This window comes from Pseudomonas sp. GW821-FHT11D10 (assembly GCF_058808435.1).
Genome location: NZ_JBXARR010000003.1, coordinates 673,658 through 698,589 on the forward strand (window position 1 = coordinate 673,658; position 24,932 = coordinate 698,589).

Below are 24,932 nucleotides of genomic sequence, written 5' to 3' on the forward strand. Positions count from 1 at the left end.
CGCGGCTCTCTGTTGATGGCCCGGCAATCCTGCCGCCGGACCACGCTCGTCAACGCCTGAGCGTGACGATGCGAATTACTTCGCGCCCAGCGCCAGTTTGGCGACTTGTGGCGCAGGCTGGTAGCCCGGAATGACTTGTCCGTCAGCCAAAACGATGGCCGGTGTGCCGTTCACGCCGATCGACTGACCGAGGGCGAACTGCTTGGAAACCGGGTTCTCGCACTTGGCGGCCTTGATTTCCTTGCCATCGACCATTTTGTCCATGGCGGCTTTCTTGTCTTTCGAGCACCACACGGCTTGCAGCTGTTCGTCACCCGGCGAGCCCAGGCCCTGACGCGGGAACGCCACGTAACGCACTTCGATACCGCGCTTGTTCAGCTCGGGCACTTCGGCGTGCAGCTTGTGGCAGTACGGGCAGGTGGTGTCGGTGAAAACGGTGATGTGCGACTTGGTTTCGCCCACGGCCGGGTAAACCACGGTCTCGGCCACCGGGATCGCATTGATCAGTTTGGAAATGCCCAGGCGCTCGGTCTTCTCGGTCAGGTTGACCGGTTTGCCGTCCTTGAGCTGGAACATGTAGCCCTGAACGATGTACTGGCCGTCGGCGCTGGCGTAGAGCACGCGGCTGCCCTTGAGCTTGACTTCATAGAGGCCTGGCAACGGGCTGGCGGTGATGGTGTCCACCGGCACGTCGAGCTGGAGGTTTTCCAGGCTTTGGCGAATCGCTTTGTCGGCCGCGTCATCGGCGACGGCAAAGGTGCTGACCAACGCAATGGCTGCGGCGGCGAAAATCTGGGTCAGACGCATGAGAACTCCTGAAGGCGGACAAATGGAACGATCAGAACGCCCGTGCCGGAACACCGGGTCATAACCGCCCATCGTGCAAACCGGCAAAGCCTACCACATAAGGCTCCCGTGGCCGAATGCGCCTGTCGCAAGACAAATGGCGCTCAGCCGCGCGGGTGATGTTTGGCATGCAGATCCTGCAAACGCGCCCGGGCGACATGAGTGTAGATCTGCGTGGTCGACAGGTCGCTGTGGCCCAACAGCATCTGCACCACCCGCAAGTCGGCGCCATGGTTGAGCAGGTGTGTGGCAAACGCGTGACGCAAGGTGTGCGGCGACAGCGATTTACCAATGCCGGCGACCTTGGCCTGATGCTTGATGCGGTGCCAGAAGGTCTGCCGAGTCATCTGCTCGCCGCGCTGACTGGGGAACAACACATCACTGGGGCGCCCGCCCAGCAACTCGCCGCGACCATCACGCAGGTAGCGCTCGACCCAGACAATCGCTTCCTCGCCCATCGGCACCAGCCGCTCCTTGCTGCCCTTGCCCATGACCCGCAACACGCCCTGACGCAGGTTGACCTGCTCCAGGGTCAGGCTGATCAGCTCGGTCACCCGCAGCCCGCAGGCATAAAGCACTTCGAGCATGGCGCGGTCGCGCTGGCCGATGGCTTCGCTCAGATCCGGCGCCTTCAGCAGCGCTTCAACATCGGCTTCCGACAGGGATTTGGGCAATGGCCGACCGAGTTGCGGCATATCCACGCGCAAGGTCGGATCGACCGTAATCAGTTTTTCCCGCAGCAGGTAGCGATAAAAGCCACGCACGCCCGAGAGAAATCGCGCAGTGGAGCGAGGCTTGTAGTTCTGTTCCAGACGCCAGGCCAGGTGATCGAGGATCAACTCGCGACCGGCATTGATCAGTTCGAGACCTTTCTCCTGCAACCAGCCGTTGAACAGCGCGAGATCGCTGCGGTAGGCGTCGCGAGTGTTGTCGGAGAGACCTTTTTCCAGCCAGAGGGCGTCGAGAAACTGGTCGATCAGTGGGTGGTCGATGGCAGGCATGGGTGCTCAAGACACGCAGGCTTGGCACTGCGCGCAAATAAAGAGTGAACGGTTGAAATGGCCGCTAGTCTTTCATAGCCCGCTATTTCAAGGAACAGGGAGCTTCAATGAACGAGCAGCAAATTCTGTTGGCTTTCGGTGGTATCGGTGCCGCCGCACTGGGCTGCCAATGGCTCGCCTGGCGCCTGAAACTGCCGGCGATTCTGTTTCTGCTGCTGACCGGCATTCTGGCGGGCCCCGTGCTGGGCTGGCTCGACCCGCAGGAAATGTTCGGTCCGCTGCTGATGCCGCTGGTGTCGCTGGCCGTGGCGCTGATTCTGTTTGAAGGCAGCCTGACCCTGCACCTGTCGGAATGGCGCGAGATCGGCAGCGTCGTGCATCGGCTGGTCACAATCGGCGCGCTCTCGACCTGGGTCGTGATTGCGGTCGCGACCCACTGGCTGCTGGGCTTCGACTGGCTGCTCGCCATCCTGTTCGGCAGCCTGACCCTGGTCACCGGGCCGACCGTGATCGTGCCGATGCTACGGGTGGTGCGGCCAAAGGCTTCGATCGCCAACATCCTGCGCTGGGAAGGCATTGTGATCGACCCGATCGGCGCATTGCTCGCGGTGGTGGTCTACAGCTTCATCATCGCTCGGGCCGAAGGCCATGGCCTGGAACAGAGCCTGCTGACGTTTGGCGGGGTGATTGTCTGCGGCAGTGCGTTCGGCGTCGCCGGTGGCTGGCTGCTTGGCACGATCATCCGGCGCCAATGGCTGCCGGAGTATCTGCACAATCTGGCATCGCTCGCCGCGGTGCTGGGGATATTCATCGCCGCCAACCAGGTCATGCACGAATCCGGGCTGCTGGCGGTGACGCTGATGGGCATGTGGCTGGCGAACATGAAAGGCGTGGACGTGCGGCACATCCTGCACTTCAAGGAAAACCTCAGCGTCCTGCTGATTTCCGGGCTGTTCATTCTGCTGGCGGCGCGACTGGATCTGAACGCGCTGATCGGCCTCGGGCCGCTGGTGCTGATTCTGTTGCTGGTAATTCAGTTGATCGCCCGACCGCTGAACGTGGTGCTGAGTACCGCCGGTTCGAGTCTGAGCTGGCGTGAGCGTGCACTGTTGTGCTGGATTGCCCCGCGCGGGATCGTCGCGGCGGCAGTCTCGGCGATCTTTGCGATTCGCCTGGATGAAGCGGGCCATGAAGGCGCGCTATTGCTGGTGCCGCTGACTTTCGCGGTGATCATCGGCACCGTCGTGCTGCAAAGTGCGACTGCCCGGCCACTGGCGCGTTTGTTGAAGGTTGCGGAACCGGCGCCGAGCGGCTTCCTGATCGTCGGGGCGAACGGGCCTGCACGTCTGCTCGGCAAGTCGCTGCAACAGCTGGGCAGCCGGGTACTGCTGACAGATTCAAGTTGGGAAAACATCCGCGCGGCGCGCATGGATGGCTTGCCGACCTACTTCGGCAATCCAGCCTCGCAGCACGCCGATGCGCATCTGGACCTGGTCGGACTGGGACATTTGCTGGCACTGTCACCGTCGGGCGAACTCAATACGCTGGCAGCCATGCGCTTTCGTCATGACTTTGGCCATCAACGCCTGTTCGGCCTCGCCAGTGGTCAGGAAAGCCGTCGCAGCGACAAGCACCGCGCCAGCCTCGAACATCGCGGCAACCAACTGGGGAGCGAGGCGCTGACTTACGCCAGACTCGCCAGCCAATTGGGCCAGGGCGCCGACCTGTACAGCACGACGCTGACGGACGGGTTTGGCTGGGACGATTACCGGGCGCTGCATGGCAACCGCGCGACGCTGCTGTTCATGCGCGATGACAGCGGTTGGGTGCATGTCGTGTCGCCGGAAACCGTCTTGAAGCCGGGGCCGGGGTGGACGTTGCTGGCGCTGATTCAGCCGGAGAATGTCAGCGCCTGACAGATCGAATCGCGGGCAAGCCCGCGAATGCCGCGGCTCGGTGCTGGATCAGGCCGCGAAACCCGGCAGCACGGGCACCGGACGCTTGTCATCATCAATCGCAACAAAGCTGAACTGCCCGTGAATGGCTTTCTCACGTCCGTCACAGCTCATGCTTTCGACGAACACTTCCACCTCGACCTTGAGACTGGTGTTGCCGACCTTGATCACCCGCCCGACCAGCTCGACGATGGAACCTGCCGGGATCGCGTGATTGAAGTCGATGCGATCTGTGGACACGGTCACCAGCGGCAAACGGCAGAAGCGCGTGGCGGTGATGAACGACACTTCGTCCATCCAGGCCAGCGCAGTGCCGCCGAACAGAGTGTTGTGATGATTGGTGGTCGGCGGGAAAACCGCCTTGGTCACGCGGGTCACCGAGAGTTCGGTGCGACGTTCGATTTCTTGCTCGCGAGGGGTCATGGGTCAGGCCTGAAACGGAATGCTGGGGATAAATTGCGGGCAACAAAAAAGCAGCCCGTAGGCTGCTTTTTTCTGCATCGGAAGCTGGACTTAAGCCAGTTTTTCCTTGATGCGAGCTGCTTTACCCGACAGGTCGCGCAGGTAGTACAGCTTGGCTTTACGTACGTCACCGCGACGTTTAACAGCCATGCTGTCGATCTGCGGGGAGTAGGTCTGGAAAGTACGTTCTACGCCAACACCGTTGGAGATTTTACGAACGGTGAACGCACTGTTCACGCCGCGGTTACGCTTGGCGATTACAACGCCTTCGAACGCTTGCAGACGGGAACGATCGCCTTCCTTCACTTTCACCTGAACGACGATGGTGTCGCCCGGGGCAAAGGTAGGGATTTCTTTGGTCATCTGCTCTGCTTCGAGTGCAAGGATGATTTTGTTGGTCATGCTGTGCTCCTAAGGTAAATCGTCTGATCTACCATCGATACGTTGTTAACTATCGTCCCGCTCGCGGATGTATTCCTCGAGCAGCTTCTTCTCTTCTCCAGAAAGCGAGCGGCTTTCCAGAAGATCGGCGCGTCGTTCATAGGTCCTACCAAGGGACTGCTGTAAACGCCAACGCCGGATATGCGCGTGATTGCCACTCAGCAACACGTCGGGAACACGCTGATCCGCATACACCTCAGGTCGGGTGTAGTGCGGGCAATCCAGCAGACCATCCGTAAAGGAATCTTCCTCAGCGGAATCCGCATGCCCTAAAGCTCCGGGCAGCAGTCGTGTAACCGCATCGATCATGACCATGGCCGGCAGCTCGCCGCCAGACAACACATAGTCACCAATCGACCACTCTTCATCGACATGAGCATCAATAAAACGCTCGTCAATGCCTTCATAGCGACCGGCAATCAGGATCAATGCATCCGATTTCGCCAGTTCGCATACCGCCGACTGAGTCAGTTGACGGCCTTGGGGGGACAGGTAAATCACCTTCGCCGCCTCCCCGGCTGCTGCCTTGGCCTGAACCAGAGCATCCTCCAGGGGCTTGATCTTCATCACCATGCCCGGACCACCGCCAAACGGGCGATCGTCCACAGTGTGATGCCGATCCGTCGTGTAATCCCGCGGATTCCAACAGGTCAGCTGCAAGAGCCCCTGTTTGACCGCACGACTGGTGATGCCGTAGTCGCCGATGGCGGAAAACATCTCGGGAAACAAACTGATCACTTCTACGCGCAAGTTAGCCACGCTTAGAAGTCCGCGTCCCAATCCACCTTCATCTCGCCCGCTGCGAGGTCGACGGCCAACACGCATTGCTCCGTATAGGGCAACAGGCGTTCGCGATCATCCAGGCTGCCAGCGCAAGGCTTGACTACCATTACATCATTGGCGCCGGTTTCCAGAAGATGATCGATTTTCCCGAGCAACTGCCCAAGGGTGTCGATGACCTTCAGACCTTCCAGCTGGTACCAGTAGTACTCACCTTCGGTCAATTCAGCGAACAGATTGCGCGGCACGCAGATCTCATAACCGGCCAGAAGACGAGCTTCTTCACGATCATCAAGACCCTTGAGCTTTGCGACCAGGAACTTGTCGCTCCCGCGTCCACTGACCAGCTCGACCTGTTTCACATTACCTTCGCGCTTGAGCGTCCAGGTTTTGTACTGCAACAGGTTTTCAGTCGGATCAGTAAAGGAATAAACCTTCACTTCGCCGCGAACGCCATGAACAGAATAAATTTTGCCAATAACGATCAAATCATCGGCAACAGCAGGCGTCGCGTTCATATTGCTCAGGCCGCAGCCTTTGCAGATTCCTTCAGCAACTGAGCAACACGCTCAGAAGGCTGTGCACCAACGCTCAGCCAGTAGGCAACGCGCTCTTGGTTCACGGACAGACGGATTTCCTGACCACGGGCAACAGGGTTGAAGAAACCAACCTGTTCTTTGTGGGAACCGTCACGCGGGTTGCGGGAGTCGGTTACGGTCAGGTGGTAAAACGGGCGCTTTTTGGAGCCGCCAAGGGCAAGACGGATTGTTAGCATGTGAACATCGTTCCTGTAGTCGGTGCTGCAAATCTAAATGCACAGCGGGCATGGGTGCCCGAAAGGCCGCATATTCTAAGGAATATCCGGACTTTTGCAAATGACTTTTTCCGGCGCCTGTGGCATGCCGTGCAGATTTGCATATGGGGCCGTCGTTCAAAACGGCCGGTCAGCTCCCGCCGAGTGCGGGTTTGCTGTTGATCCTGCGTCCTTGCAGGGTCTGCGCCGGTGCGACGACCGGCGAGAGTCTAGTGTCCCGTCTCATCCATTTCGCTCACTTTTGGCGAGTGGCTGATGCCCTCAAGCAAGGCGCCGCGACGAGTCATAGCCCGCTATGGCGAGGAGCGGCAACGCAGCATGAGGGCATCAGACGCCGCCATAAGTGAGCAGAATGGGTGAGACGGGACACCTTACATCTTTGGCATGCCGCCGCCGGGCAACATACCGCCCATGCCGCGCATCATTTTCGCCATTCCGCCCTTGGCGGAGAATTTCTTCATCATCTTCTGCATCTGCTTGTGCTGCTTGATCAAGCGACCGATGTCCTGCACCTGGGTGCCGGAACCCATGGCGATCCGGCGCTTGCGCGAACCGCTGATCAGCTCAGGGTCGCGGCGCTCGGCCGGGGTCATGGAGTTGATGATGGCTTCCATCTGCTTGAACTGCTTCTCTGCAGCGTTCTGGGCATTGCCCATTTGCGAGAGATTGACGCCGCCGATGTTCGGCAGTTTGTCCATGAGCCCGCCGAGGCCGCCCATGCTCTTCATCTGTTGCAGCTGATCGCGGAAGTCTTCGAGATCGAAGCCCTTGCCCTTCTTCAGTTTTTTGGCCAGCTTGTCGGCCTTGTCCTTGTCGAGGGTCGCTTCAGCCTGTTCGATCAGGCTGAGCACGTCGCCCATGCCGAGGATCCGCGAAGCGATACGCTCAGGGTGGAACGGATCGAGCGCTTCGCTCTTCTCGCCCATACCGATGAACTTGATCGGCTTGCCGGTGATTGCGCGAACGGACAGTGCGGCACCGCCACGGGCATCACCGTCGACCTTGGTCAGGATCACACCGGTCAGCGGCAGCGCATCACCGAAGGCCTTGGCCGTGTTGGCCGCGTCCTGACCGGTCATGGCATCGACCACGAACAGGGTTTCAACCGGATTGATCGCGGCGTGCAGCGCCTTGATCTCGCCCATCATCTCTTCGTCGATGTGCAGACGACCGGCGGTGTCGACGATGACCACGTCGATGAATTTCAGTTTCGCTTCTTTAATAGCCGCGTTGGCGATGTCGACCGGTTTCTGGCTCAGGTCGGACGGAAAGAACGTCACGCCGATGTCGTTGGCCAGGGTTTCCAGCTGTTTAATAGCAGCAGGACGGTAGATGTCCGCCGACACGACCATGACCGACTTCTTCTTGCGCTCTTTAAGGAAGCGCGCCAGTTTGCCGGCGGTGGTGGTTTTACCCGCACCCTGCAGACCGGCCATCAGAATGACGGCAGGTGGCACGGCGCTCAGGTTCAAGTCTTCGTTGGCCGCGCCCATCAGGCTTTCGAGTTCGGCCTGGACGATCTTCACGAACGCCTGGCCCGGCGTCAGGCTGCGCGACACCTCAGTGCCGACAGCGCGTTCCTTGACCGAATTGACGAAGTCCTTGACCACCGGCAGGGCGACGTCGGCTTCGAGCAACGCCATGCGCACTTCGCGCAGGGTGTCTTTGATATTGTCTTCGGTCAGCTTCGCCTTGCCGGTGACATGGCGCAGCGTCTGCGAGAGACGGTCGGTTAAGTTTTCAAACATTGCGCGATCCTTTCAGGCCCTGTGTAGACCGGGATAATGGCGGCCCAGACCGGAATCAACATGTGCTCGGCGAGCCTGCGGCGTGGGCAGGTCGCGGATTATAGCGAAGACTGCGTCTGGCGGACACCTCGCTGTCAGCTTGCCGGTCTTTCGTGCAATGGCGGTTCTATGCCAAACTCAGCCCCTTTCGGGCTTGCCTAACAGGATTTATGCTCCCCTTGTCACCGAGTTTGCTGACCACCCTCGCCGCCGCCCTTCTCTATGCCGCTGCGACCCTCTATCAGGGCACCCGCCTGGCCACTGGCGCCAAGGCCAACAAGCGCCTGCTGGTCTCGCTCGGCGTCCTCGCCGTGCTGGCTCACAGCGCCAGCCTGCTCACCCATTTATTGACGCCGATCGGTCTGGGCCTGGACTTCTTCAGCGCCTCGAGCCTGATTGCGGCGGCCGTCATCGCCCTGACCCTGCTGGCCTGTTCGCGGATCCCGGTGGAAAACCTGCTGGTGCTGCTGTTCCCGCTGGGTGCGATCACCGTGCTGCTGGCGCAATTCGCGCCGACCGGCACGGTGCAGGTCATCGATGAAGAACCGGGCATCCTCGCGCACATCCTGTTGTCGATCCTCGCCTACGGCATGTTCACCATCGCAGTGTTCCAGGCCTTGTTGTTGCTGGTGCAGGATCACCAGCTCAAGCACAAACACCCGTCAGGGCTGATCAAGAACTTCCCGCCGCTGCAAACCATGGAAAGCCTGCTGTTCGGCTTCCTCTGGGCCGGCTGGACGCTGCTGTCGCTGTCGCTGATCTCCGGCTGGCTGTTCGTCGAGAACCTGTTTGCCCAGCACCTGGTGCACAAAACCCTGCTGGCCTGCCTGGCCTGGATCGTGTTCAGCGTCCTGCTCTGGGGCCGTAACCGCCTCGGCTGGCGCGGGCACAAGGCAATCCGCTGGACCCTCGCCGGTTTCTGCCTGCTGATGCTCGCGTATTTCGGCAGCAAACTGGTTCGTGAATACATCCTGCACATCTGACGGGCGGCATAAATGGACGGTTTGCCCATAGGGCCGATGCTCGCGGTATTTGTCCTGCTGATTCTCTGGTCGGGGCTGTTTACCGCCGTCGAAGCGGCGCAACAGCACCTGCTCGCGCAACGCACCGCGTCCCGCGCCAGCGACAAGCCGCTGGCGAAGCTCAGCTTCCCGCTCGACAGCCTGATCCTCTGCAATACCCTGTGCCGCGCCCTCGCCGTCATTCTGGCCACGCTACTGGCAATCTTTCTCTGTGAAGAAAACGGCCCTTGGGCGGCTTGCCTCGGCGCCGGCGCCCTGCTGCTGGTCTTTGCCGACTATTTTCCCCGCGCGCTCGCCCAACGTTATCCGGATGCGGTGCTGTCATTCGGCAATACGCTGCTGGCAGTCCCGCTGAAGGTCGTTTACCCGCTTGCCTGGCTGCTCAGCCGCATCAGTGGTTTGCTGATGCGCCCGTTCATCCGCAAGACCCAGGTGGTGCAACAGAGCGAAGACGATGTGCCGGCGGAGCGTCATGACGATCCGGATCATCCGGTGCGGCCACACCCGGTTTCAGGCATCCATGCGCTGGACAACATCACGGTCAACGACATTCTGGTGCCGCGCAGCGATGTCGACGGCATCAATCTCGACGATCCGATCGAAGAAATCACCGAACAATTGCGCAAGAACCGGCGCACTCGCCTGCCGGTCTTCCACAGCGATATCAATCAGGTCGAAGCGGTGCTTAACACCCGCCAGATCCGGCACCTGCTGGACAATGGCAGCCTGACCCGCGAAGCGTTGCTGGCGGCCAGTTACGAGCCGTATTTCGTGCCTGAAAGCACCCCGCTGCAACTGCAACTGCTGAACTTCCACAAGCAGCAGCGGCGTTTGGGCATGGTGGTGGACGAGTACGGCGAAGTGCTGGGGATTGTCACCCTGGAAGACATTCTCGAAGAAATCGTCGGCGAATTCGAAAGCGAGCACAGCCTCGACAATCCGCACATCCACCCACAGGCCGATGGCCGTATGGTGATCGATGGCGCGGCCTCGATCCGCGAGCTGAACAAATGCCTGGGCTGGCACCTGCCCAGCGACGGCCCCCGGACCCTCAATGGCCTGGTGACCGAGGCGCTGGAAACCATCCCGGAAAGCGCGGTCTGCCTGAAGATCGGCCGCTATCGCCTGGAGATTCTCGAAACCGAGGAGAACCGGGTGAGCAAGGTCCTGATCTGGCACACCACTTCGGCCCCGGCGCTGGCCACGGCGCGCTAGACAGCCCCTTGTTCAATCGTTAGCCACCTTCCTATAATCGCGGAGCTTACCCAAGCCCCGCCGAACCGTGTGCTTACCCCGCACCCGACAAGTTCCGGCCGGTTCATCGGCAGTATCCGCATCACACCGACGACTGTTCCTACCTGAAGCAGCGATCGCGCCTCATCCCACATCCCTGGGTGTTCGACCATAATAATTCGCTCCAACGGAGCTCATGACTGTCAGGGATCACCGCATGACGACCAGTACCGCTTACAGCGACACCACGCCTGCCCAACCGACCAACTCCGCCACCCGCGTGGCCACGGCGAGTTTCATCGGCACGGCCATCGAGTTCTACGATTTCTACGTCTACGCCACCGCCGCTGCGCTGGTGATCGGGCCGGTGTTCTTCCCGCAGACTTCCGGCACGGCGCAGATGCTCTCGGCATTCCTGACCTTCGGCATCGCCTTCCTCGCCCGACCTTTGGGTTCGGCGCTGTTCGGCCACTTCGGTGACCGGATCGGGCGCAAATCGACTTTGGTCGCTTCGCTGCTGCTGATGGGTGTCTGCACCACGCTGATCGGCGTGCTGCCGGGTTACGACAGCATCGGGGCCTGGGCGCCGATCCTGCTGTGCGTGCTGCGCTTCGGCCAGGGCCTGGGATTGGGTGGCGAATGGGGCGGCGCAGCGCTGCTGGCCACCGAAAACGCCCCGAAAGGCAAACGAGCGTGGTTCGGCATGTTCCCGCAGCTAGGCCCTTCGATTGGCTTTCTGGCCGCCAATGGTCTGTTCCTGACGCTGGCCATGAGCCTGAGTGACGATCAGTTCCGCAGCTGGGGCTGGCGGATTCCGTTCCTGCTCAGCGCCGTGCTGGTGATGGTCGGCTTGTACGTGCGCCTCAAGCTCCACGAAACCCCGGTGTTCGCCAATGCCATCGCCCGTCAGGAGCGAGTGAAAGTGCCGCTGGTCGAGCTGTTCAGCCAATACTGGGCACCGACGCTGCTGGGCGCCGCCGCCATGGTGGTGTGCTATGCGCTGTTCTACATCTCGACCGTGTTTTCCCTGAGTTACGGCGTATCCACATTGGGTTACAGCCGAGAGACCTTCCTCGGGCTGCTGTGCTTCGCAGTACTGTTCATGGCGGCCGCGACGCCGCTGTCAGCCTGGGCCAGTGACCGTTACGGGCGCAAGCCGGTGCTGATCGTCGGCGGTGTGCTGGCGATTCTTTCCGGGTTTCTGATGGAGCCGCTGCTGACTCAGGGATCGACCTGGGGCGTGGCGCTGTTCCTGTGCATCGAGCTGTTTCTGATGGGCGTAACGTTCGCCCCGATGGGCGCATTGCTGCCGGAGCTGTTTCCGACGCATGTACGGTATACCGGCGCATCGGCGGCCTACAACCTCGGCGGCATTGTCGGAGCCTCGGCGGCGCCGTTCTTTGCGCAGAAACTGGTGGCGATGGGTGGTTTGAGTTACGTCGGCGGGTATGTGTCGGCGGCCGCGGTGCTCAGCTTGATCGCTGTGCTGTGCCTGAAGGAAACGCGCAATAACGACCTGAATCAGGTGTCGTAAATGCCCTGATCGCTCCCGCCCGATGCGGGAGCGATCAGGTTGCGAGATTACAGCTCTACAACGACAGCCTGGGAAGCACGGGTCGCCTTGGCGCGAGCGGCTTCAATCGATTCGTCACGGGCCAGTGCAACACCCATGCGGCGCTGACCGTTGACTTCAGGCTTGCCGAACAGACGCAGCGCGGTATCCGGTTCGCTCAGCGCAGCGCCGAGATTGGCGAATGCGGTCTGGGTCGACTGGCCTTCCACCAGAATCACCGCCGAAGCCGATGGGCCGAACTGACGGATCAGTGGCACCGGCAGGCCGAGGATCGCCCGGGCGTGCAGGGCGAACTGCGACAGGTCCTGGGAAATCAGGGTCACCAGACCGGTGTCGTGCGGGCGCGGCGACACTTCGCTGAACCACACCTGATCGCCTTTGATAAACAGCTCGACGCCGAACAGACCACGGCCGCCCAACGCTTCGGTCACGGCTTTGGCAACACGCTCGGATTCAGCCAGCGCCACCGGGCTCATGGCCTGTGGCTGCCAGGATTCCTGATAGTCGCCCTTCTCCTGACGGTGGCCGACCGGCGCACAGAAAGTCGTGCCGCCGACATGACGCACGGTCAGCAGAGTGATTTCGTAGTCGAAATCGATGAAGCCTTCGATGATCACCCGGCCTTTGCCGGCGCGACCGCCCTCTTGCGCGTAATCCCAGGCTTTCTGCACGTCATCGGCGCTGCGCAGCAGGCTCTGGCCCTTGCCCGACGAACTCATCACCGGTTTGACGACGCACGGGAAACCCAGGTCCTGAACAGCCTTGCTGTAGTCCTCGAAGGTGTCGGCGAAGTGGTAAGGCGAAGTCGGCAGGTCCAGCTCTTCGGCGGCCAGACGACGGATGCCTTCGCGGTTCATGGTCAGTTGCGCAGCGCGGGCGGTCGGGATCACGGTGAAGCCTTCGGCTTCCAGTTCAACCAGAGTGGCGGTGGCGATGGCTTCGATTTCCGGCACGATGAAGTGCGGCTTCTCGGCTTCGATCACTGCACGCAGGGCGGCGCCGTCGAGCATGTTGATCACGTGGCTGCGATGGGCAACCTGCATGGCCGGCGCATTGGCATAGCGGTCGACGGCAATCACTTCAACGCCCAGGCGTTGCAGCTCGATCACCACTTCCTTGCCCAACTCACCACAGCCACACAGCAATACGCGGGTCGCGGTCGGCGACAATGGAGTTCCGATACGGGTCATCTCAGGTCCTCAAAGAAGCGGATCATCGAGGAAAGCAACGCCAGACGCGCTTTCCATGGGGAGAAAGCGCGGCATTTTACATGAACCTGAGGGTTTGGCTTCAGCCGGCGACAGCCTGTTTGCGTTCACGCCAGGCCATGATCAGCCAGACCGCAGTCACACCGGCGAACTTCGAGGCCAGGGCAGTGATGAGCACCGGCGGTGTCAGCAGGTCGATCATGCCGAAGAAGATGAAGGTATCGAGGGGAATGCTCAGCGCCGAGCTGATCCACAAGCGGTCGCGCAACGGGCGCTTGGTGATGGTGAACACCAGCCAGTCGATGCACTCGGAGACCGCGAATGCCGTGGCGCTGGCCAGCGCAATCGACGGATCGGACGTGACATAGGACAGCACCAGCGCCGCCAGCATCGCCACAATCGCGCCGTGGCCGAAACGGATCTGCACCATGTCGCGCAGCACGAACACCAGCCCGCCCCAGGCCGACCAGATGATGTCCAGGTGCGGCGCGGTGGAGAAGGCGAAGTTGATCAGCACAACACTGCTGATGTAAGCGATGAGGAAAATCATGGGCGTGACCTGTCAATTTGGCGCACAGGTTACTTCAGCCCTTCGATGGCGCCAATCAAATCGGTTATTGCCCCGGCGTTTTGCCGATCATCCAGACCAACCCACTCGCCTTCGCCCGCTCATGACACAACCCCAGCACCACCCGCCGCTCGTCGTTGGTCATCCGGCTCCAGCGAGTAATTTCCTCGACCGTGCGCTGGCAACCGGTACAAATATCATCCTCATCCAGCGCGCAAATGCTCACGCATGGCGAGGCGACGGGTCTTTCCGGGGTTGTCATTCTTCCTGCTCGAACAGATCGCGCGCATAGCGCTGGGAGTTATGCACATAGTGCGCGGCACTGGCTTCGAGCATCTTCTTCTGCGGCTCGGTCAGTTCGCGCACCACCTTGCCCGGCGAGCCCATCACCAGCGAGCCGTCAGGAATTTCCTTGCCTTCGCCGATCAGCGAATTGGCGCCGATGATGCAGTTCTTGCCGATTTTCGCGCCGTTAAGAATCACGGCGTTGATGCCGATCAGGCTGTAGTCGCCGACCGTGCAGCCGTGAAGCATGGCGTTATGGCCGATGGTCACGCCAGTGCCGATAGTCAGCGGATAGCCCATGTCGGTGTGCATCACGGTGCCGTCCTGCACGTTGCTGTTCTTGCCGATCAGGATCAGTTCGTTGTCGCCGCGCAACACGGCGTTGAACCAGACGTTGGCGCCCTCTTCCAGTTTGACCTTGCCCACGAGCACGGCGTTGGGGGCGACCCAGCTCTGTGGATGGGTTTCGACACGGGCGTCGCCCAGGCGGTATTTCATCTTGTTTTCCTCAGGGCTCACGATGGCTGGCCATTCGAGCGATGGCTTCAGGTATTGATGAAGCTTTTAGGCGGCTGATGCAGGCTGATTTTGGCGTCATAGAGCAGGTTGATCAACTCGACGATCATGATCGCCGTCAGTCCCCAGATCTTGTATTCGCCGTAACGATAGCTCGGCACGTACCAACTGCGACCCTGATAGTCGATGCGATGGGTGTGTTCGCGCGGATCCTTGCGGAAGAACTCCAGCGGCACACTGAACACCGCAGCGATCTCGGCATCATTGGCCTGGTATTCGACAAAATCGGGAATCACCCCGACATACGGCGTGACCTTGATGCCATGCAGGGAGATCAGCGGACTGAGCGGACCGATCACTTCGACCAGTCCTGGCGGCAGGCCGATTTCCTCTTCGGCTTCACGCAGCGCGGTGAAGATCAGGTCCGGGTCTTCCGGATCGCGTCGTCCACCGGGGAAGGCGACTTCGCCGCCGTGGGTCGAGAGCCCACTGGCGCGCAGGGTGAGGACAAGTTCGGGTTCGTCACTGCGAGTAATCGGCACCAGGACAGCGGCCTCGGGGAAACGCGTGTCGGTCTCCAGCGTGCGCGGCGTGTGATTGCTTACCCGGTGCAGTAGCTCGTCCAGCATAAGTGTTCTCGATCGGTGCCTTACCCTGCATCATGCACCAATCATTGCGACCGCCCAAGCCCCGAACGGGCGTCATGTCGCGAAACGACAACTTGCCGACTGACACCGCTGCACGCCAAGATAGGCGCAGCATTCAGGAACCCCAGCATGAAATTTTGCAGCCAGTGCGGCAACCCGGTGACTCAGCGCATTCCCGAAGGCGACTCGCGGCTGCGATTCGTCTGCGACAGCTGTCAGACGATTCACTACCAGAACCCCAATATCGTGGCCGGCTGCGTGCCGACCTGGGGCCGCAAAGTCCTGCTGTGTCGCCGCGCCATCGAGCCACGCCTCGGTTACTGGACGCTGCCCGCCGGGTTCATGGAGAACGGCGAGACCATCGAACAGGCCGCCATCCGCGAAACCGCCGAGGAAGCCTGCGCCCGGGTGCGCAACCTGAGCATCTACACCCTGATCGATGTGCCGCACATCAGTCAGGTGCATGTGTTTTTCCGCGCCGAGCTGGCGGATCTGGACTTCGCCGCCGGCCCCGAAAGCCTGGAAGTGCAACTGTTCGACGAGGAAGACATTCCCTGGGACGAGCTGGCTTTCCGCACGGTGGGCCGTACTCTGGAATGCTTCTTCGCTGACCGGCGCGTCGAGGTCTATCCGGTTCGCTCCGAATCGATCCCGCCGCTCGCTCAACCGGCCATCACTTGATTTCGACGGCGGCCGGCCGATAACCGGCTAACGCAGCCCGCGACAGCGCCTGCACACTATCTATAAATAAAGTATCTGCTTCATTTCTGGGGAATCGTTTCAATGCGCTGGTTGCTTGCCCTGTTCTGCCTGTCGTTCGTCACCGTCTCCCAAGCGTCATTCGTGACCACCGTGACGCCTTCGAACACCCCGCTCATCGAAAAAGTACTGGTGCTCAAATCGGCCCATCAACTGCAGTTGATCGCTGACGGCAAGCCGCTCAAAAGCTATCGCATCTCCTTGGGCAAGGGCGCGAAAAAAGGCCCGAAGCTGATTGAAGGCGACAAACGCACACCGGAAGGTTTCTATTGGATCGACTGGCGCAAGACCAGCGACAAATTCAACCTGTCGATGCACATCTCCTACCCGAACATCAGCGACTCCGCCCGCGCCCGCCGTGAAGGCGTCGAGCCTGGCGGGATGATCATGATCCACGGCACGCCGGACTCCGAAGACAACCCGGAACAACTGTTCCACACCCTGGACTGGACCGACGGCTGCATCGCCATGCGCAACGTCGACATGCGCGAAGTCTGGAACCTCGTGCCGGACGGCACGATGATCGAAATCCGCCCCTGATTCCGTCATCCAGGGATCACGCTCCCGAGGGGCCGAAATGCGGCCCTTTCCCCCGACCATTGGTCGCTCGCAAAAAATAAATCAAAAAGATCGCAGCCTGCGGCAACGTCTGAACGGTGATACCACTTTCACCCGCCAGAACTGCCGCAGACTGCGATCTTTTGCTTTCCAGAGCCCACCGCTAATACCACTTGAAACCACCCGCACTGAAACACCCGACTCCAAAGGACTACAGGCCTTTCCGCTGCGTTGACATGGTATGCAAGTGGTATTAGTTTTCGCCGAAATAGCGAGCGACAACAAACCAATATCAGCTCCGGAAGTGCCTTGCATGAACGACCTCCACGCCCTGCGCCCTGACGACTCCCAGCCGACGCCGCTGTACCTGCAACTGGCGCGCAACCTGGAAGCGGCGATCCATGCCGGCCAGTGGAAAGCCGAACAGGCGATGCCGTCGGAGCGCAATCTCAGCGAAATGCTGGGGATCTCCCGGGTCACTGCCCGCAAGGCGCTGGAAGTCCTGCTCGATCAAGGTTTGATCCGCCGCCTGCAAGGCTCCGGCACTTTCATCACCCCACGCCTTGAACAACCGCTGTCGCGCCTGTCGGGGTTCAGCGAGATGCTGCGCCTCAAGGGCTTCGTGCCCAGTTCGCAATGGCTCGAGCGGGAAATCACCCTGCCGACCCACGAAGAACTGATCCGCCTCGGCCTGTCGCCGAACGACAAGGTCGCGCGCATGAAACGCCTGCGCAAAGCCGACGACACCGTGATGGCCATCGAGATGAGCACCCTGCCCGCCTCGATCATGCCCAAGCCGCAGGTGGTGGGCGATTCCCTCTACGAACACCTCGACAGCATCGGCAAACCGATCGTGCGCGCCTTGCAGCACATCCAGGCGATCAACGCCTCGGACGAGTTCGCCGCGCTGGTCGGCATCGCCCCCGGCACCGCGATGTTGCTGATGACCCGGGTCGGCTACCTGGAAGACAACACGCCGATCGAAGTCACCGACACCTATTGCCGCAACGACTACTACGACTTTGTTGCAGAGCTTCGCCGCTGATCAGCAGCCAGGCCAAACGAGAGAAGCGAAATGTCTGAAGACAACATCCTCACCGCTGACGGCTGGATTCGCGGTCGGCTGATCCACGAACACGGCAGAGTCGTGTCGATCGAAGGCGTGCCCTGCGATCCGGCGACCAATGACTTGCCGTATCTGCTGCCGGGTTTCATCGACCTGCACGTCCACGGCGGTGGCGGCAAGGACATCATGGAAGGCGCCAGCGCTTTCGAGACCATCACCCGAACCCACGTGCGTTTTGGCACCACCTCGCTGCTCGCTACCACCATGACCGCGCCGAGTGCCGAGATTGCGAGCGTGCTCAAGGAGGTCGGCGAGTTCTGCGAACAGCGTCCGAAAGGCGCCGCCCGAGTGCTCGGCGTTCACCTCGAAGGCCCGTACATCAATCCCGGCAAACTGGGCGCCCAGCCGAACTTCGCCCACACCGCGTTGATGGCCGAAGTCGAAGACTATCTGGCACTCGCGCCGATCCGGGTAATCACCATCGCCCCGGAAATCGCCGGCCATGACGGTTTGATTCGTGAACTCAGCAGCCGTGGCATCCGCATGCAGATCGGCCACACCCTCGGCAGTTACGAGGAAGGCGTCGCCGCCCTTGAGGCCGGCGCCACCAGTTTCACCCACTTGTACAACGCCATGAGCCCGCTGCATCACCGCGAGCCGGGCATCGTCGGCGCGGCGCTGGCCCACGCCAAATTCGCCGAGCTGATTCCGGACTTGCTGCACGTGCACCCCGGCGCGATCCGCGTGGCCCTGCGCTCTATTCCGTGCCTGTACTGCGTCACCGACTCGACCGCCGCCGCCGGCATGCCCGACGGCGAATACAAGCTCGGCAGCCACACCGTCACCAAATGCCTGGGCGGTGTGCGCCTGCCCGACGGCACCCTGGCCGGCAGCACCCTGACCATGGATCAGGCCCTGCGCAATCTGGTGAAGATCGGTTTGCCGATCGCCGAGGCCTCGCAACGTCTTTCGCAATTCCCCGCCGACTACCTCGGCATCACCGAACGCGGGCGCCTGCAACCCGGCGCCTGGGCCGACTGCGTGCGGCTGGATCGCTCACTCACACTGACCGCCGTCATGGTCGAAGGAGAAGACATTGACTTCAAAAATGCTTGAGGAGGCGCTGTCCTCGTTCGAGGCCGTGCAAGCCCAACTGCAACAGCTCGACCCGCAAATGATCGAGATCGCCGGGCGCCTGCGCCGTCAGCCGCCGCAAGTGGCGATGACCGTTGCCCGTGGCAGCTCCGACCATGCGGCGAGCTACTTCGCTTACCTGACCATGCAGCAACTTGGCGTACCGGTAGCGTCGTTGCCGATGTCGGTGGTGACCATGCAGCAGGCGCCGTTGAAGGTCAGCGGTCAGGTCGCGTTCGCGTTTTCCCAGTCGGGCCAGAGCCCGGATCTGGTCAACAGCCTGCGTCTGCTGCGCAAGCGCGGTGCGTTGAGCGTGTCGATGGTCAACGCCGCCGATTCGCCGCTGGAAGCTGCCTGTGAATTCAGCCTGCCGTTGCTGGCCGGCACCGAAAGCAGCGTCGCCGCGACCAAGAGTTTCATCGCCACCCTCAGCGCCAGCGCCCGTCTGATCGCGCACTGGAAAGAAGACAGCGAATTGCTGGAAGCGCACAACGCCCTGCCCGAAGGCCTGCGCGAAGCCGCGCAACAGGACTGGAGCCTGGCCATCGACGCCCTGCGCGATTGCGAACGGCTGATGGTGATCGGCCGTGGCGCCGGTTTTGCCATCGCCCAGGAAGCCGCGCTGAAATTCAAGGAAACCTCGGCGATCCAGGCCGAAGCCTTCAGCAGCGCCGAAGTCCGCCACGGCCCGATGGCCCTGATCGACGAACACTACCCGCTGCTGGTGTTCGCCCCGCGCGGTGCCGAACAGGCCGGCCTGCTGAGCCTGGCAGCCGAGATGCGCCAACGCGGCGCCCGGGTGCTGCTGGCGGCTCCGGATGATGTGAGCGAACGCGACCTGACTTTGAGCCGTGCCGAGCATCCGGCCCTCGATCCGATCCTGGCGATCCAGAGTTTCTACGTGATGGCGGCCGGTCTGGCCGTGGCCCGTGGCATGGACCCGGATCAGCCGCGACACCTGAGCAAAGTCACTCGTACGCACTGAGTCCGAACCGAACGTTTTCCTGATGAGACCGAGCCATGCACAACAACAATAAAGAGCTGACTTTAAGCGCCCCGCTCAGCGGCCCGGTGCTCACGCTCGCCAAAGTCCCGGACGCGGTGTTCGCCAGCGGCGCGATGGGCGACGGCATTGCCATCGATCCGCTGAACGACACCCTGTACTCACCCTGCGCCGGCGTGGTGATCCACGTCGCCCGCACCGGCCATGCACTGACCGTGCGCGCCGACAACGGCGCCGAGCTGTTGCTGCACCTTGGTCTGGACACGGTAGAGTTGCAGGGCGAAGGGTTCTCGATGCTGGTCAAGGAAGGCGCGCGGGTCAGCAATGGCCAGCCGCTGCTGCGCTATGACCTGGACAAGGTCGGCCGCCAGTGCAAAAGCCTGGTCAGCCTGCTGATCCTGACCAACAGCCAGGATTTCCAGGCGCGCCCCATCACCCTGAAAACGGTGAAGGTGGGCGAGCCGCTGCTGCACATCGTCGCTCGTCACAGCGCAACGGCGAACACAGAAGAACTCGGCGGCCCGGAAGTTCACGGTCACGTGCAGGTCGCCCATCGCGGCGGACTGCATGCGCGCCCGGCGGCGTTGATCCGCCAGACGGCACAAGGTTTCAAGAGCCAGTCGCAGCTGCATTTCGCCGGCAAATCGGCGCCGTGCAACAGCCTCATCGGCTTGATGGGCCTGGCGATTGGCGAGCAGGACGAAGTGCAGGTCAGTTGCCAGGGCCCGGACGCACAGGCGGCGTTGCAAGCCTTGCTCACCGCACTGGCCACCGCCCTGCCCGAGGATCATCACGCCGCCGCACCGGTTGCCGCCACCCCACGTAATCGCCCCGCCGAGGCTGGCGTGTTACACGGAGTTTGCGCCGCACCGGGTCTGGTCGGCGGGCCGCTGTTTCGCTTGAACGCGATCAGCCTGCCGGCGGACGCTGGCAATCATCAGCCCGAGCAACAATTGCAGATCCTCGACACCGCGCTGAATCAGGTCCGCAGCGAAATCGACGGCACCCTCGCCCAGGCGAAAAAACACCGCAATGCCGACGAAGAAGCGATCTTCGCCGCGCACCTGGCCTTGCTGGAAGATCCGGCTCTGCTCGACGCCGCCCAGCAATCGATTGAAACCGGTACGGCGGCAACTCACGCCTGGAGCCAGTCCATCGACGCGCAATGCGAGGTGCTGCAAAACACCGGCAGCGCGCTGCTGGCCGAGCGTGCCAACGATCTGCGCGACCTCAAGCAACGGGTGCTGCGCGCCCTGCTCGGCGAAGCCTGGCACTACGAAGTGCCGGCCGGCGCCATCGTCGCCGCCCACGAACTGACGCCGTCGGACCTGCTGCAACTGAGCGCGCAAGGCGTCGCGGGTTTGTGCATGGCCGAAGGTGGTGCGACTTCCCACGTGGCGATTCTGGCCCGGGGCAAAGGGCTGCCGTGCATGGTCGCACTGGGCTCGGCGCTGCTCGATCAAACGCAAGGCCAATCGGTGGTCCTCGACGCCGACGGAGGGCGCCTCGAACTGACGCCGAATGCCGAGCGTCTGGCCGAAGTCCAACAAGCGCAAATCGACCGCCAACAACGGCGCGATGCCCAGCAAGCCCAGGCCCATCTGCCGGCGGAAACCCGCAACGGTGTGGCCATCGAAGTGGTCGCCAACGTCGCTTCAAGCCACGAAGCGGCGGATGCATTTGCCAACGGCGCCGACGGCGTCGGCCTGTTGCGCACCGAGTTCCTGTTCGTCGATCGCCACACTGTGCCGGACGTCGAAGAGCAACGCGCTGCCTATCAAGCCGTGATCGATGCCATGGGCGACAAATCGGTAATCATCCGCACCATCGACGTCGGCGGCGACAAACAACTCGACTACCTGCCGCTGCCGGTGGAGGCCAACCCGGTGCTCGGCCTGCGCGGCATTCGCCTGGCCCAGGCCCGCCCGGAAATCCTCGATCAGCAACTGCGCGCCCTGCTGCAAGTCAGCCCATTGCAGCGCTGCCGGATCCTGCTGCCAATGGTCACCGAGGTCGACGAACTGCTGCACATCCGCCAACGGGTCGATGCGCTGTGCCTGGAACTGGGCATCAACCAACGTCCGGAAATCGGCGTGATGATCGAAGTCCCAGCCGCCGCCTTGCAGGCCGAGCAACTGGCCGAACACGCCGACTTCCTGTCCATCGGCACCAACGACCTGTCGCAATACACCCTGGCCATGGACCGCGACCACGCCGGCCTCGCCGCGCGGGTCGATGCCTTGCACCCGGCGCTGCTGCGCCTGATCGCCATGACCTGCGAAGGCGCGGCGGTGCATAAACGCTGGGTCGGCGTGTGCGGCGCCCTCGCCTCGGATCCGCTGGCGACGCCAGTGTTGATCGGCCTGGGCGTGACCGAACTGTCGGTGAGCCCGGTACAGATCGGCGAAATCAAGGACCGCGTGCGCCAGCTGCACGAAGCCGAATGCCAACGCCTCGCCCGGGACTTGCTCAAGCTGAGCAGCGCCGCTGCGGTGCGTCATGCCTGTCATCAACATTGGCCTCTGCGCTAACAAAAACAACAAGGACAAACGCCATGTACCAACTCTTCATCGAAGGCCTGCAACGCCTCGGCCGGGCGCTGATGCTGCCGATCGCGATCCTGCCGATCGCCGGCCTGCTGCTGCGCCTGGGCGACACTGACCTGCTGAACATCGCGATCATCCACGACGCCGGCCAGGTGATCTTCGCCAACCTGGCGATGATCTTCGCCATCGGTATCGCGGTCGGCTTCGCCCGTGACAACAACGGCACCGCCGGCCTCGCCGGGGTGATCGGTTACCTGGTGATGATCTCCACCCTCAAGGTGCTCGACGCCAGCATCAACATGGGCATGCTCGCCGGGATCGTCAGCGGCCTGATGGCCGGCGCGCTGTACAACCGCTTCAAGGACATCAAACTGCCGGAGTACCTGGCATTCTTCGGCGGCCGGCGTTTCGTCCCCATCGTCACCGGGTTCAGCGCGGTCGGCCTGGGCGTGCTGTTCGGCTACATCTGGCCGCCGATCCAGCACGGCATCAACAGCTTCGGCACCCTGCTGATGGAAAGCGGCAGCTTCGGCGCCTTCGTCTTCGGCGTGTTCAACCGCCTGCTGATCGTCACCGGCCTGCACCACATCCTCAACAACATGGCGTGGTTCGTGTTCGGCAACTTCACCGACCCGACCACCGGCGCGCTGGTCACCGGCGACCTGTCCCGCTACTTCGCCGGCGACCCGAAAGGCGGCCAGTTCATGACCGGCATGTTCCCGGTCATGATCTTCGGCCTCCCCGCCGCCTGCCTGGCGATGTACCGCAACGCCCTGCCGGAGCGACGCAAAGTCATGGGCGGGATCTTCCTGTCGATGGCCCTGACCGCCTTCCTCACCGGCGTCACCGAACCGATCGAATTCGCCTTCATGTTCCTCGCACCGCTGCTGTTCCTGCTGCATGCGCTGCTGACCGGATTGTCGATGGCAATCACCAACGCACTGAACATCCACCTGGGCTTCACCTTCTCAGGCGGCTTCATCGACATGGTGCTGGGTTGGGGACGCTCGACCAACGGCTGGCTGGTGGTGCCGGTGGGCCTCGCGTATGCGGTCATCTACTACTCGGTGTTCGATTTCTGCATCCGCCGCTTCAACCTGAAAACCCCGGGGCGCGAAGACGTCGCCACCGCCGACAAAGCGGTCCTGACCGAAAACGAACGCGCCAGCGCTTACATCAAGGCACTCGGCGGTGCGGAGAATCTGGTTACGGTTGGCGCGTGCACCACGCGACTGCGACTGGAAATGGTCGATCGCAACAAAGCCTCCGATGCGGACTTGAAAGCACTGGGCGCAATGGCCGTGGTACGCCCGGGCAAGGGCGGCAGTTTGCAGGTGGTCGTCGGGCCGATGGCCGACAGCATTGCCGACGAAATCCGCCTGGCGATGCCCGCATTGGGCCGTGCCGTAGAGGCTGTTCCTCTCGCCGTCATCGAAACCAGCGAGCCTGTCGCAGTCTCCACACCCCAGGCCCAACAATGGCTGACAGCCCTGGGCGGCAGCGACAACGTGCTGCAACTCGACTGCATCGCGATGAGCCGGATCCGCCTGCAACTGGCCGATGGCAAAGCGCTGTCGGAAAGCCGGCTGAAAGAGCTTGGATGTCTGGGCGTGAGCGCGCTGGAAGATGGCGTGTGGCATCTGTTGGTGGGTGAGCGAGCGCAGAGTTTGAGTGTGGCGCTGGAGGGGTTGGTCAATCGGAGTGAGGTGAGTGCAAAAGTCTGATGGTTGCCATCAAGTATTGACTTGTAGCGATTACAAACAGGAAACCCGGTCTAGGCCGGGTTTCTTGTTCCATTTGAAGCAACCACCGCAGGACCGGAGCTTCCGAGGGGCAAGCTGAAACCAAATGGGAAGATTCGGTAAATCCCACACATTTTTAAACATTCGAAAATGGAACGCGGAGCGTCCCGGGCTGCATTCCCACGCGGAGCGTGGGAACGATCAAGCAGTACGCAGTTTCCTTCTGCTTTCTGCTTCCCGCCTCTCGCTTCCCACCACTCAACACGATGAGCGTTAGCTCGAGTAAAGCTTTTGACGTGCCGGCCCCATCGGCAGGCTGAGTGGAGGGATTTATCCGGGGGTGGGAGCGCAGCGACCGTGCGGCGCAGCCGCATGCATCGAGAGGAGGTGCAGCGAAGCAAACCGTAGGCGATGCCCCCGGATGAATCCCGGAACGAAGGAACACCGAGCCACAGCGAGGTGCCGAACGCCGGGGCCCAGCGTTTTTGGTTACTTTTTTGGCGTTTGAAAAAAGTGACTCGCCGTAAGGGCGAAACCATAAGAAGCCGTTACCGCAGCAACGGATATTCACTCAATCCCAACCCCAAAAAACCAAACCCCAAAAACCAAAAAACCAAAAAACCCGCTGAAATCACTCTCAGCGGGTTTCCCGTTTCAGCAGCCAAGGAAGATCAAAAATCCTCCAACCGCCAAACCTCATAAGCCGGCGTCTCGTAGGGATGGCTCAACTTAAGAGCCGCCACTACCGAGCGAATCAACTCATCGCCAACAACAAGCTCAACCTTCCACTCCTCGACCCGCTCAACCCGCCCCGCCTCACCAATGAACGGCTGACTCCCGTCCAAAGGCCGAAACTGACCCGTACCAAGCACCTGCCAAGCACAGTGGTCATAGTCACCAATCCGCCCACCACCAGCAGCGAACACAGCATCCTTGACCACCTCGACATGACTGTCGGGAACAAAAAACGCGAGCTTGTACACAGC

At 61.6% G+C, this 24,932-nt stretch carries 25 protein-coding genes; 11 read left to right on the top strand and 14 right to left on the bottom strand.

Translation table 11 applies throughout. From position 1 onward, the window contains the following. Positions 1–75: 75 nt before the first annotated feature. Positions 76–807, bottom strand: a complete 732-nt coding sequence (dsbC, locus tag AC1RT4_RS13390; RefSeq protein WP_007954633.1) for a bifunctional protein-disulfide isomerase/oxidoreductase DsbC — start codon at positions 805–807, stop codon at positions 76–78. A 143-nt stretch (positions 808–950) separates the two neighbouring features. Further along, a complete protein-coding gene (gene xerD, locus AC1RT4_RS13395; protein ID WP_493085629.1) occupies positions 951–1,847 on the bottom strand; it encodes a site-specific tyrosine recombinase XerD in 897 nt (298 codons plus the stop codon). 107 nt (positions 1,848–1,954) lie between these two features. On the opposite strand from xerD, the gene AC1RT4_RS13400 reads away from it, so the two are divergent. After that, on the top strand, positions 1,955–3,763 hold the full coding sequence (locus AC1RT4_RS13400; protein ID WP_493085631.1) for a cation:proton antiporter: 1,809 nt from the start codon (positions 1,955–1,957) through the stop codon (positions 3,761–3,763). Positions 3,764–3,811: 48 nt separating this feature from the next. Here the strand turns inward: AC1RT4_RS13400 and AC1RT4_RS13405 are convergent, their stop codons facing one another. The 6 genes from AC1RT4_RS13405 to ffh form a co-directional block, all read right to left on the bottom strand. Continuing rightward, complete coding sequence (locus AC1RT4_RS13405) at positions 3,812–4,225, bottom strand: acyl-CoA thioesterase (RefSeq protein WP_011332614.1); 414 nt, start codon at positions 4,223–4,225, stop codon at positions 3,812–3,814. 90 nt (positions 4,226–4,315) lie between these two features. Next, the gene (gene rplS / locus AC1RT4_RS13410; protein ID WP_003175895.1) at positions 4,316–4,666 is read right to left on the bottom strand and encodes a 50S ribosomal protein L19; all 351 of its coding nucleotides are present in this window, start codon (positions 4,664–4,666) and stop codon (positions 4,316–4,318) included. A 45-nt stretch (positions 4,667–4,711) separates the two neighbouring features. Beyond that, positions 4,712–5,464: a tRNA (guanosine(37)-N1)-methyltransferase TrmD gene (gene trmD / locus AC1RT4_RS13415; protein ID WP_493085633.1), complete on the bottom strand. Its 753-nt coding sequence runs from the start codon at positions 5,462–5,464 to the stop codon at positions 4,712–4,714. A 2-nt stretch (positions 5,465–5,466) separates the two neighbouring features. After that, entirely contained in the window at positions 5,467–6,003 is a 537-nt protein-coding gene (gene rimM, locus AC1RT4_RS13420) for a ribosome maturation factor RimM (protein WP_085688896.1), read from the bottom strand. Positions 6,004–6,008: 5 nt separating this feature from the next. Beyond that, entirely contained in the window at positions 6,009–6,260 is a 252-nt protein-coding gene (rpsP, locus tag AC1RT4_RS13425; RefSeq protein WP_003185073.1) for a 30S ribosomal protein S16, read from the bottom strand. A 410-nt stretch (positions 6,261–6,670) separates the two neighbouring features. Further along, entirely contained in the window at positions 6,671–8,047 is a 1,377-nt protein-coding gene (gene ffh / locus AC1RT4_RS13430) for a signal recognition particle protein (protein ID WP_493085635.1), read from the bottom strand. Positions 8,048–8,256: 209 nt separating this feature from the next. Between ffh and AC1RT4_RS13435 the strand changes: the two genes are divergently transcribed. The 3 genes from AC1RT4_RS13435 (at position 8,257) to AC1RT4_RS13445 (ending at position 11,875) form a co-directional block, all read left to right on the top strand. Continuing rightward, complete coding sequence (locus AC1RT4_RS13435) at positions 8,257–9,069, top strand: cytochrome C assembly family protein (RefSeq protein WP_007954625.1); 813 nt, start codon at positions 8,257–8,259, stop codon at positions 9,067–9,069. A 12-nt stretch (positions 9,070–9,081) separates the two neighbouring features. Continuing rightward, positions 9,082–10,323: a transporter associated domain-containing protein gene (locus AC1RT4_RS13440; RefSeq protein WP_493085637.1), complete on the top strand. Its 1,242-nt coding sequence runs from the start codon at positions 9,082–9,084 to the stop codon at positions 10,321–10,323. 235 nt (positions 10,324–10,558) lie between these two features. Next, positions 10,559–11,875 (top strand): MFS transporter, encoded by a 1,317-nt coding sequence (locus AC1RT4_RS13445; RefSeq protein WP_064382417.1) that lies wholly within the window; start codon positions 10,559–10,561, stop codon positions 11,873–11,875. A 47-nt stretch (positions 11,876–11,922) separates the two neighbouring features. Here AC1RT4_RS13445 and purT read toward each other — a convergent pair whose 3' ends face one another. From purT to AC1RT4_RS13470, 5 genes are all read right to left on the bottom strand, one after another. Then, complete coding sequence (gene purT, locus AC1RT4_RS13450; protein WP_039769540.1) at positions 11,923–13,104, bottom strand: formate-dependent phosphoribosylglycinamide formyltransferase; 1,182 nt, start codon at positions 13,102–13,104, stop codon at positions 11,923–11,925. Between the two features lie 100 nt (positions 13,105–13,204). After that, entirely contained in the window at positions 13,205–13,672 is a 468-nt protein-coding gene (locus AC1RT4_RS13455) for a preQ0 transporter (protein ID WP_007954619.1), read from the bottom strand. A gap of 64 nt (positions 13,673–13,736) precedes the next feature. Next, on the bottom strand, positions 13,737–13,952 hold the full coding sequence (locus tag AC1RT4_RS13460) for a DUF1289 domain-containing protein (RefSeq protein WP_007954618.1): 216 nt from the start codon (positions 13,950–13,952) through the stop codon (positions 13,737–13,739). Next, positions 13,949–14,473 carry a gamma carbonic anhydrase family protein gene (locus AC1RT4_RS13465; RefSeq protein ID WP_493085641.1) on the bottom strand — a complete coding sequence of 175 codons (525 nt, stop codon included), beginning with the start codon at positions 14,471–14,473 and terminating at the stop codon, positions 13,949–13,951. Before AC1RT4_RS13465 ends, AC1RT4_RS13460 begins: the two co-directional genes overlap by 4 nt. Before the next feature lie 47 nt (positions 14,474–14,520). Next, on the bottom strand, positions 14,521–15,120 hold the full coding sequence (locus tag AC1RT4_RS13470) for a CoA pyrophosphatase (RefSeq protein ID WP_085608172.1): 600 nt from the start codon (positions 15,118–15,120) through the stop codon (positions 14,521–14,523). Between the two features lie 147 nt (positions 15,121–15,267). Between AC1RT4_RS13470 and AC1RT4_RS13475 the strand changes: the two genes are divergently transcribed. The 7 genes from AC1RT4_RS13475 (at position 15,268) to nagE (ending at position 23,928) form a co-directional block, all read left to right on the top strand. Next, positions 15,268–15,819 (top strand): NUDIX hydrolase, encoded by a 552-nt coding sequence (locus AC1RT4_RS13475; RefSeq protein WP_493085643.1) that lies wholly within the window; start codon positions 15,268–15,270, stop codon positions 15,817–15,819. Between the two features lie 102 nt (positions 15,820–15,921). Continuing rightward, on the top strand, positions 15,922–16,437 hold the full coding sequence (locus tag AC1RT4_RS13480; RefSeq protein WP_007954614.1) for a L,D-transpeptidase family protein: 516 nt from the start codon (positions 15,922–15,924) through the stop codon (positions 16,435–16,437). Positions 16,438–16,768: 331 nt separating this feature from the next. Beyond that, positions 16,769–17,500 (top strand): GntR family transcriptional regulator, encoded by a 732-nt coding sequence (locus tag AC1RT4_RS13485; protein WP_007954613.1) that lies wholly within the window; start codon positions 16,769–16,771, stop codon positions 17,498–17,500. Between the two features lie 30 nt (positions 17,501–17,530). Further along, the gene (nagA, locus tag AC1RT4_RS13490) at positions 17,531–18,637 is read left to right on the top strand and encodes an N-acetylglucosamine-6-phosphate deacetylase (RefSeq protein ID WP_493085645.1); all 1,107 of its coding nucleotides are present in this window, start codon (positions 17,531–17,533) and stop codon (positions 18,635–18,637) included. Beyond that, the gene (locus AC1RT4_RS13495; RefSeq protein ID WP_139834502.1) at positions 18,618–19,640 is read left to right on the top strand and encodes an SIS domain-containing protein; all 1,023 of its coding nucleotides are present in this window, start codon (positions 18,618–18,620) and stop codon (positions 19,638–19,640) included. The genes nagA and AC1RT4_RS13495 overlap by 20 nt, the downstream gene beginning before the upstream one ends. Positions 19,641–19,675: 35 nt before the next feature. After that, a complete protein-coding gene (gene ptsP / locus AC1RT4_RS13500) occupies positions 19,676–22,189 on the top strand; it encodes a phosphoenolpyruvate--protein phosphotransferase (protein WP_493085648.1) in 2,514 nt (837 codons plus the stop codon). 23 nt (positions 22,190–22,212) lie between these two features. Further along, complete coding sequence (gene nagE / locus AC1RT4_RS13505) at positions 22,213–23,928, top strand: N-acetylglucosamine-specific PTS transporter subunit IIBC (RefSeq protein WP_493085650.1); 1,716 nt, start codon at positions 22,213–22,215, stop codon at positions 23,926–23,928. Positions 23,929–24,617: 689 nt separating this feature from the next. On the opposite strand, the gene AC1RT4_RS13510 is transcribed toward nagE, so the two are convergent. Continuing rightward, positions 24,618–24,929, bottom strand: coding sequence for an NGG1p interacting factor NIF3 (locus tag AC1RT4_RS13510; protein ID WP_493085652.1), 312 nt, complete (start codon positions 24,927–24,929; stop codon positions 24,618–24,620). Positions 24,930–24,932: the final 3 nt, after the last annotated feature.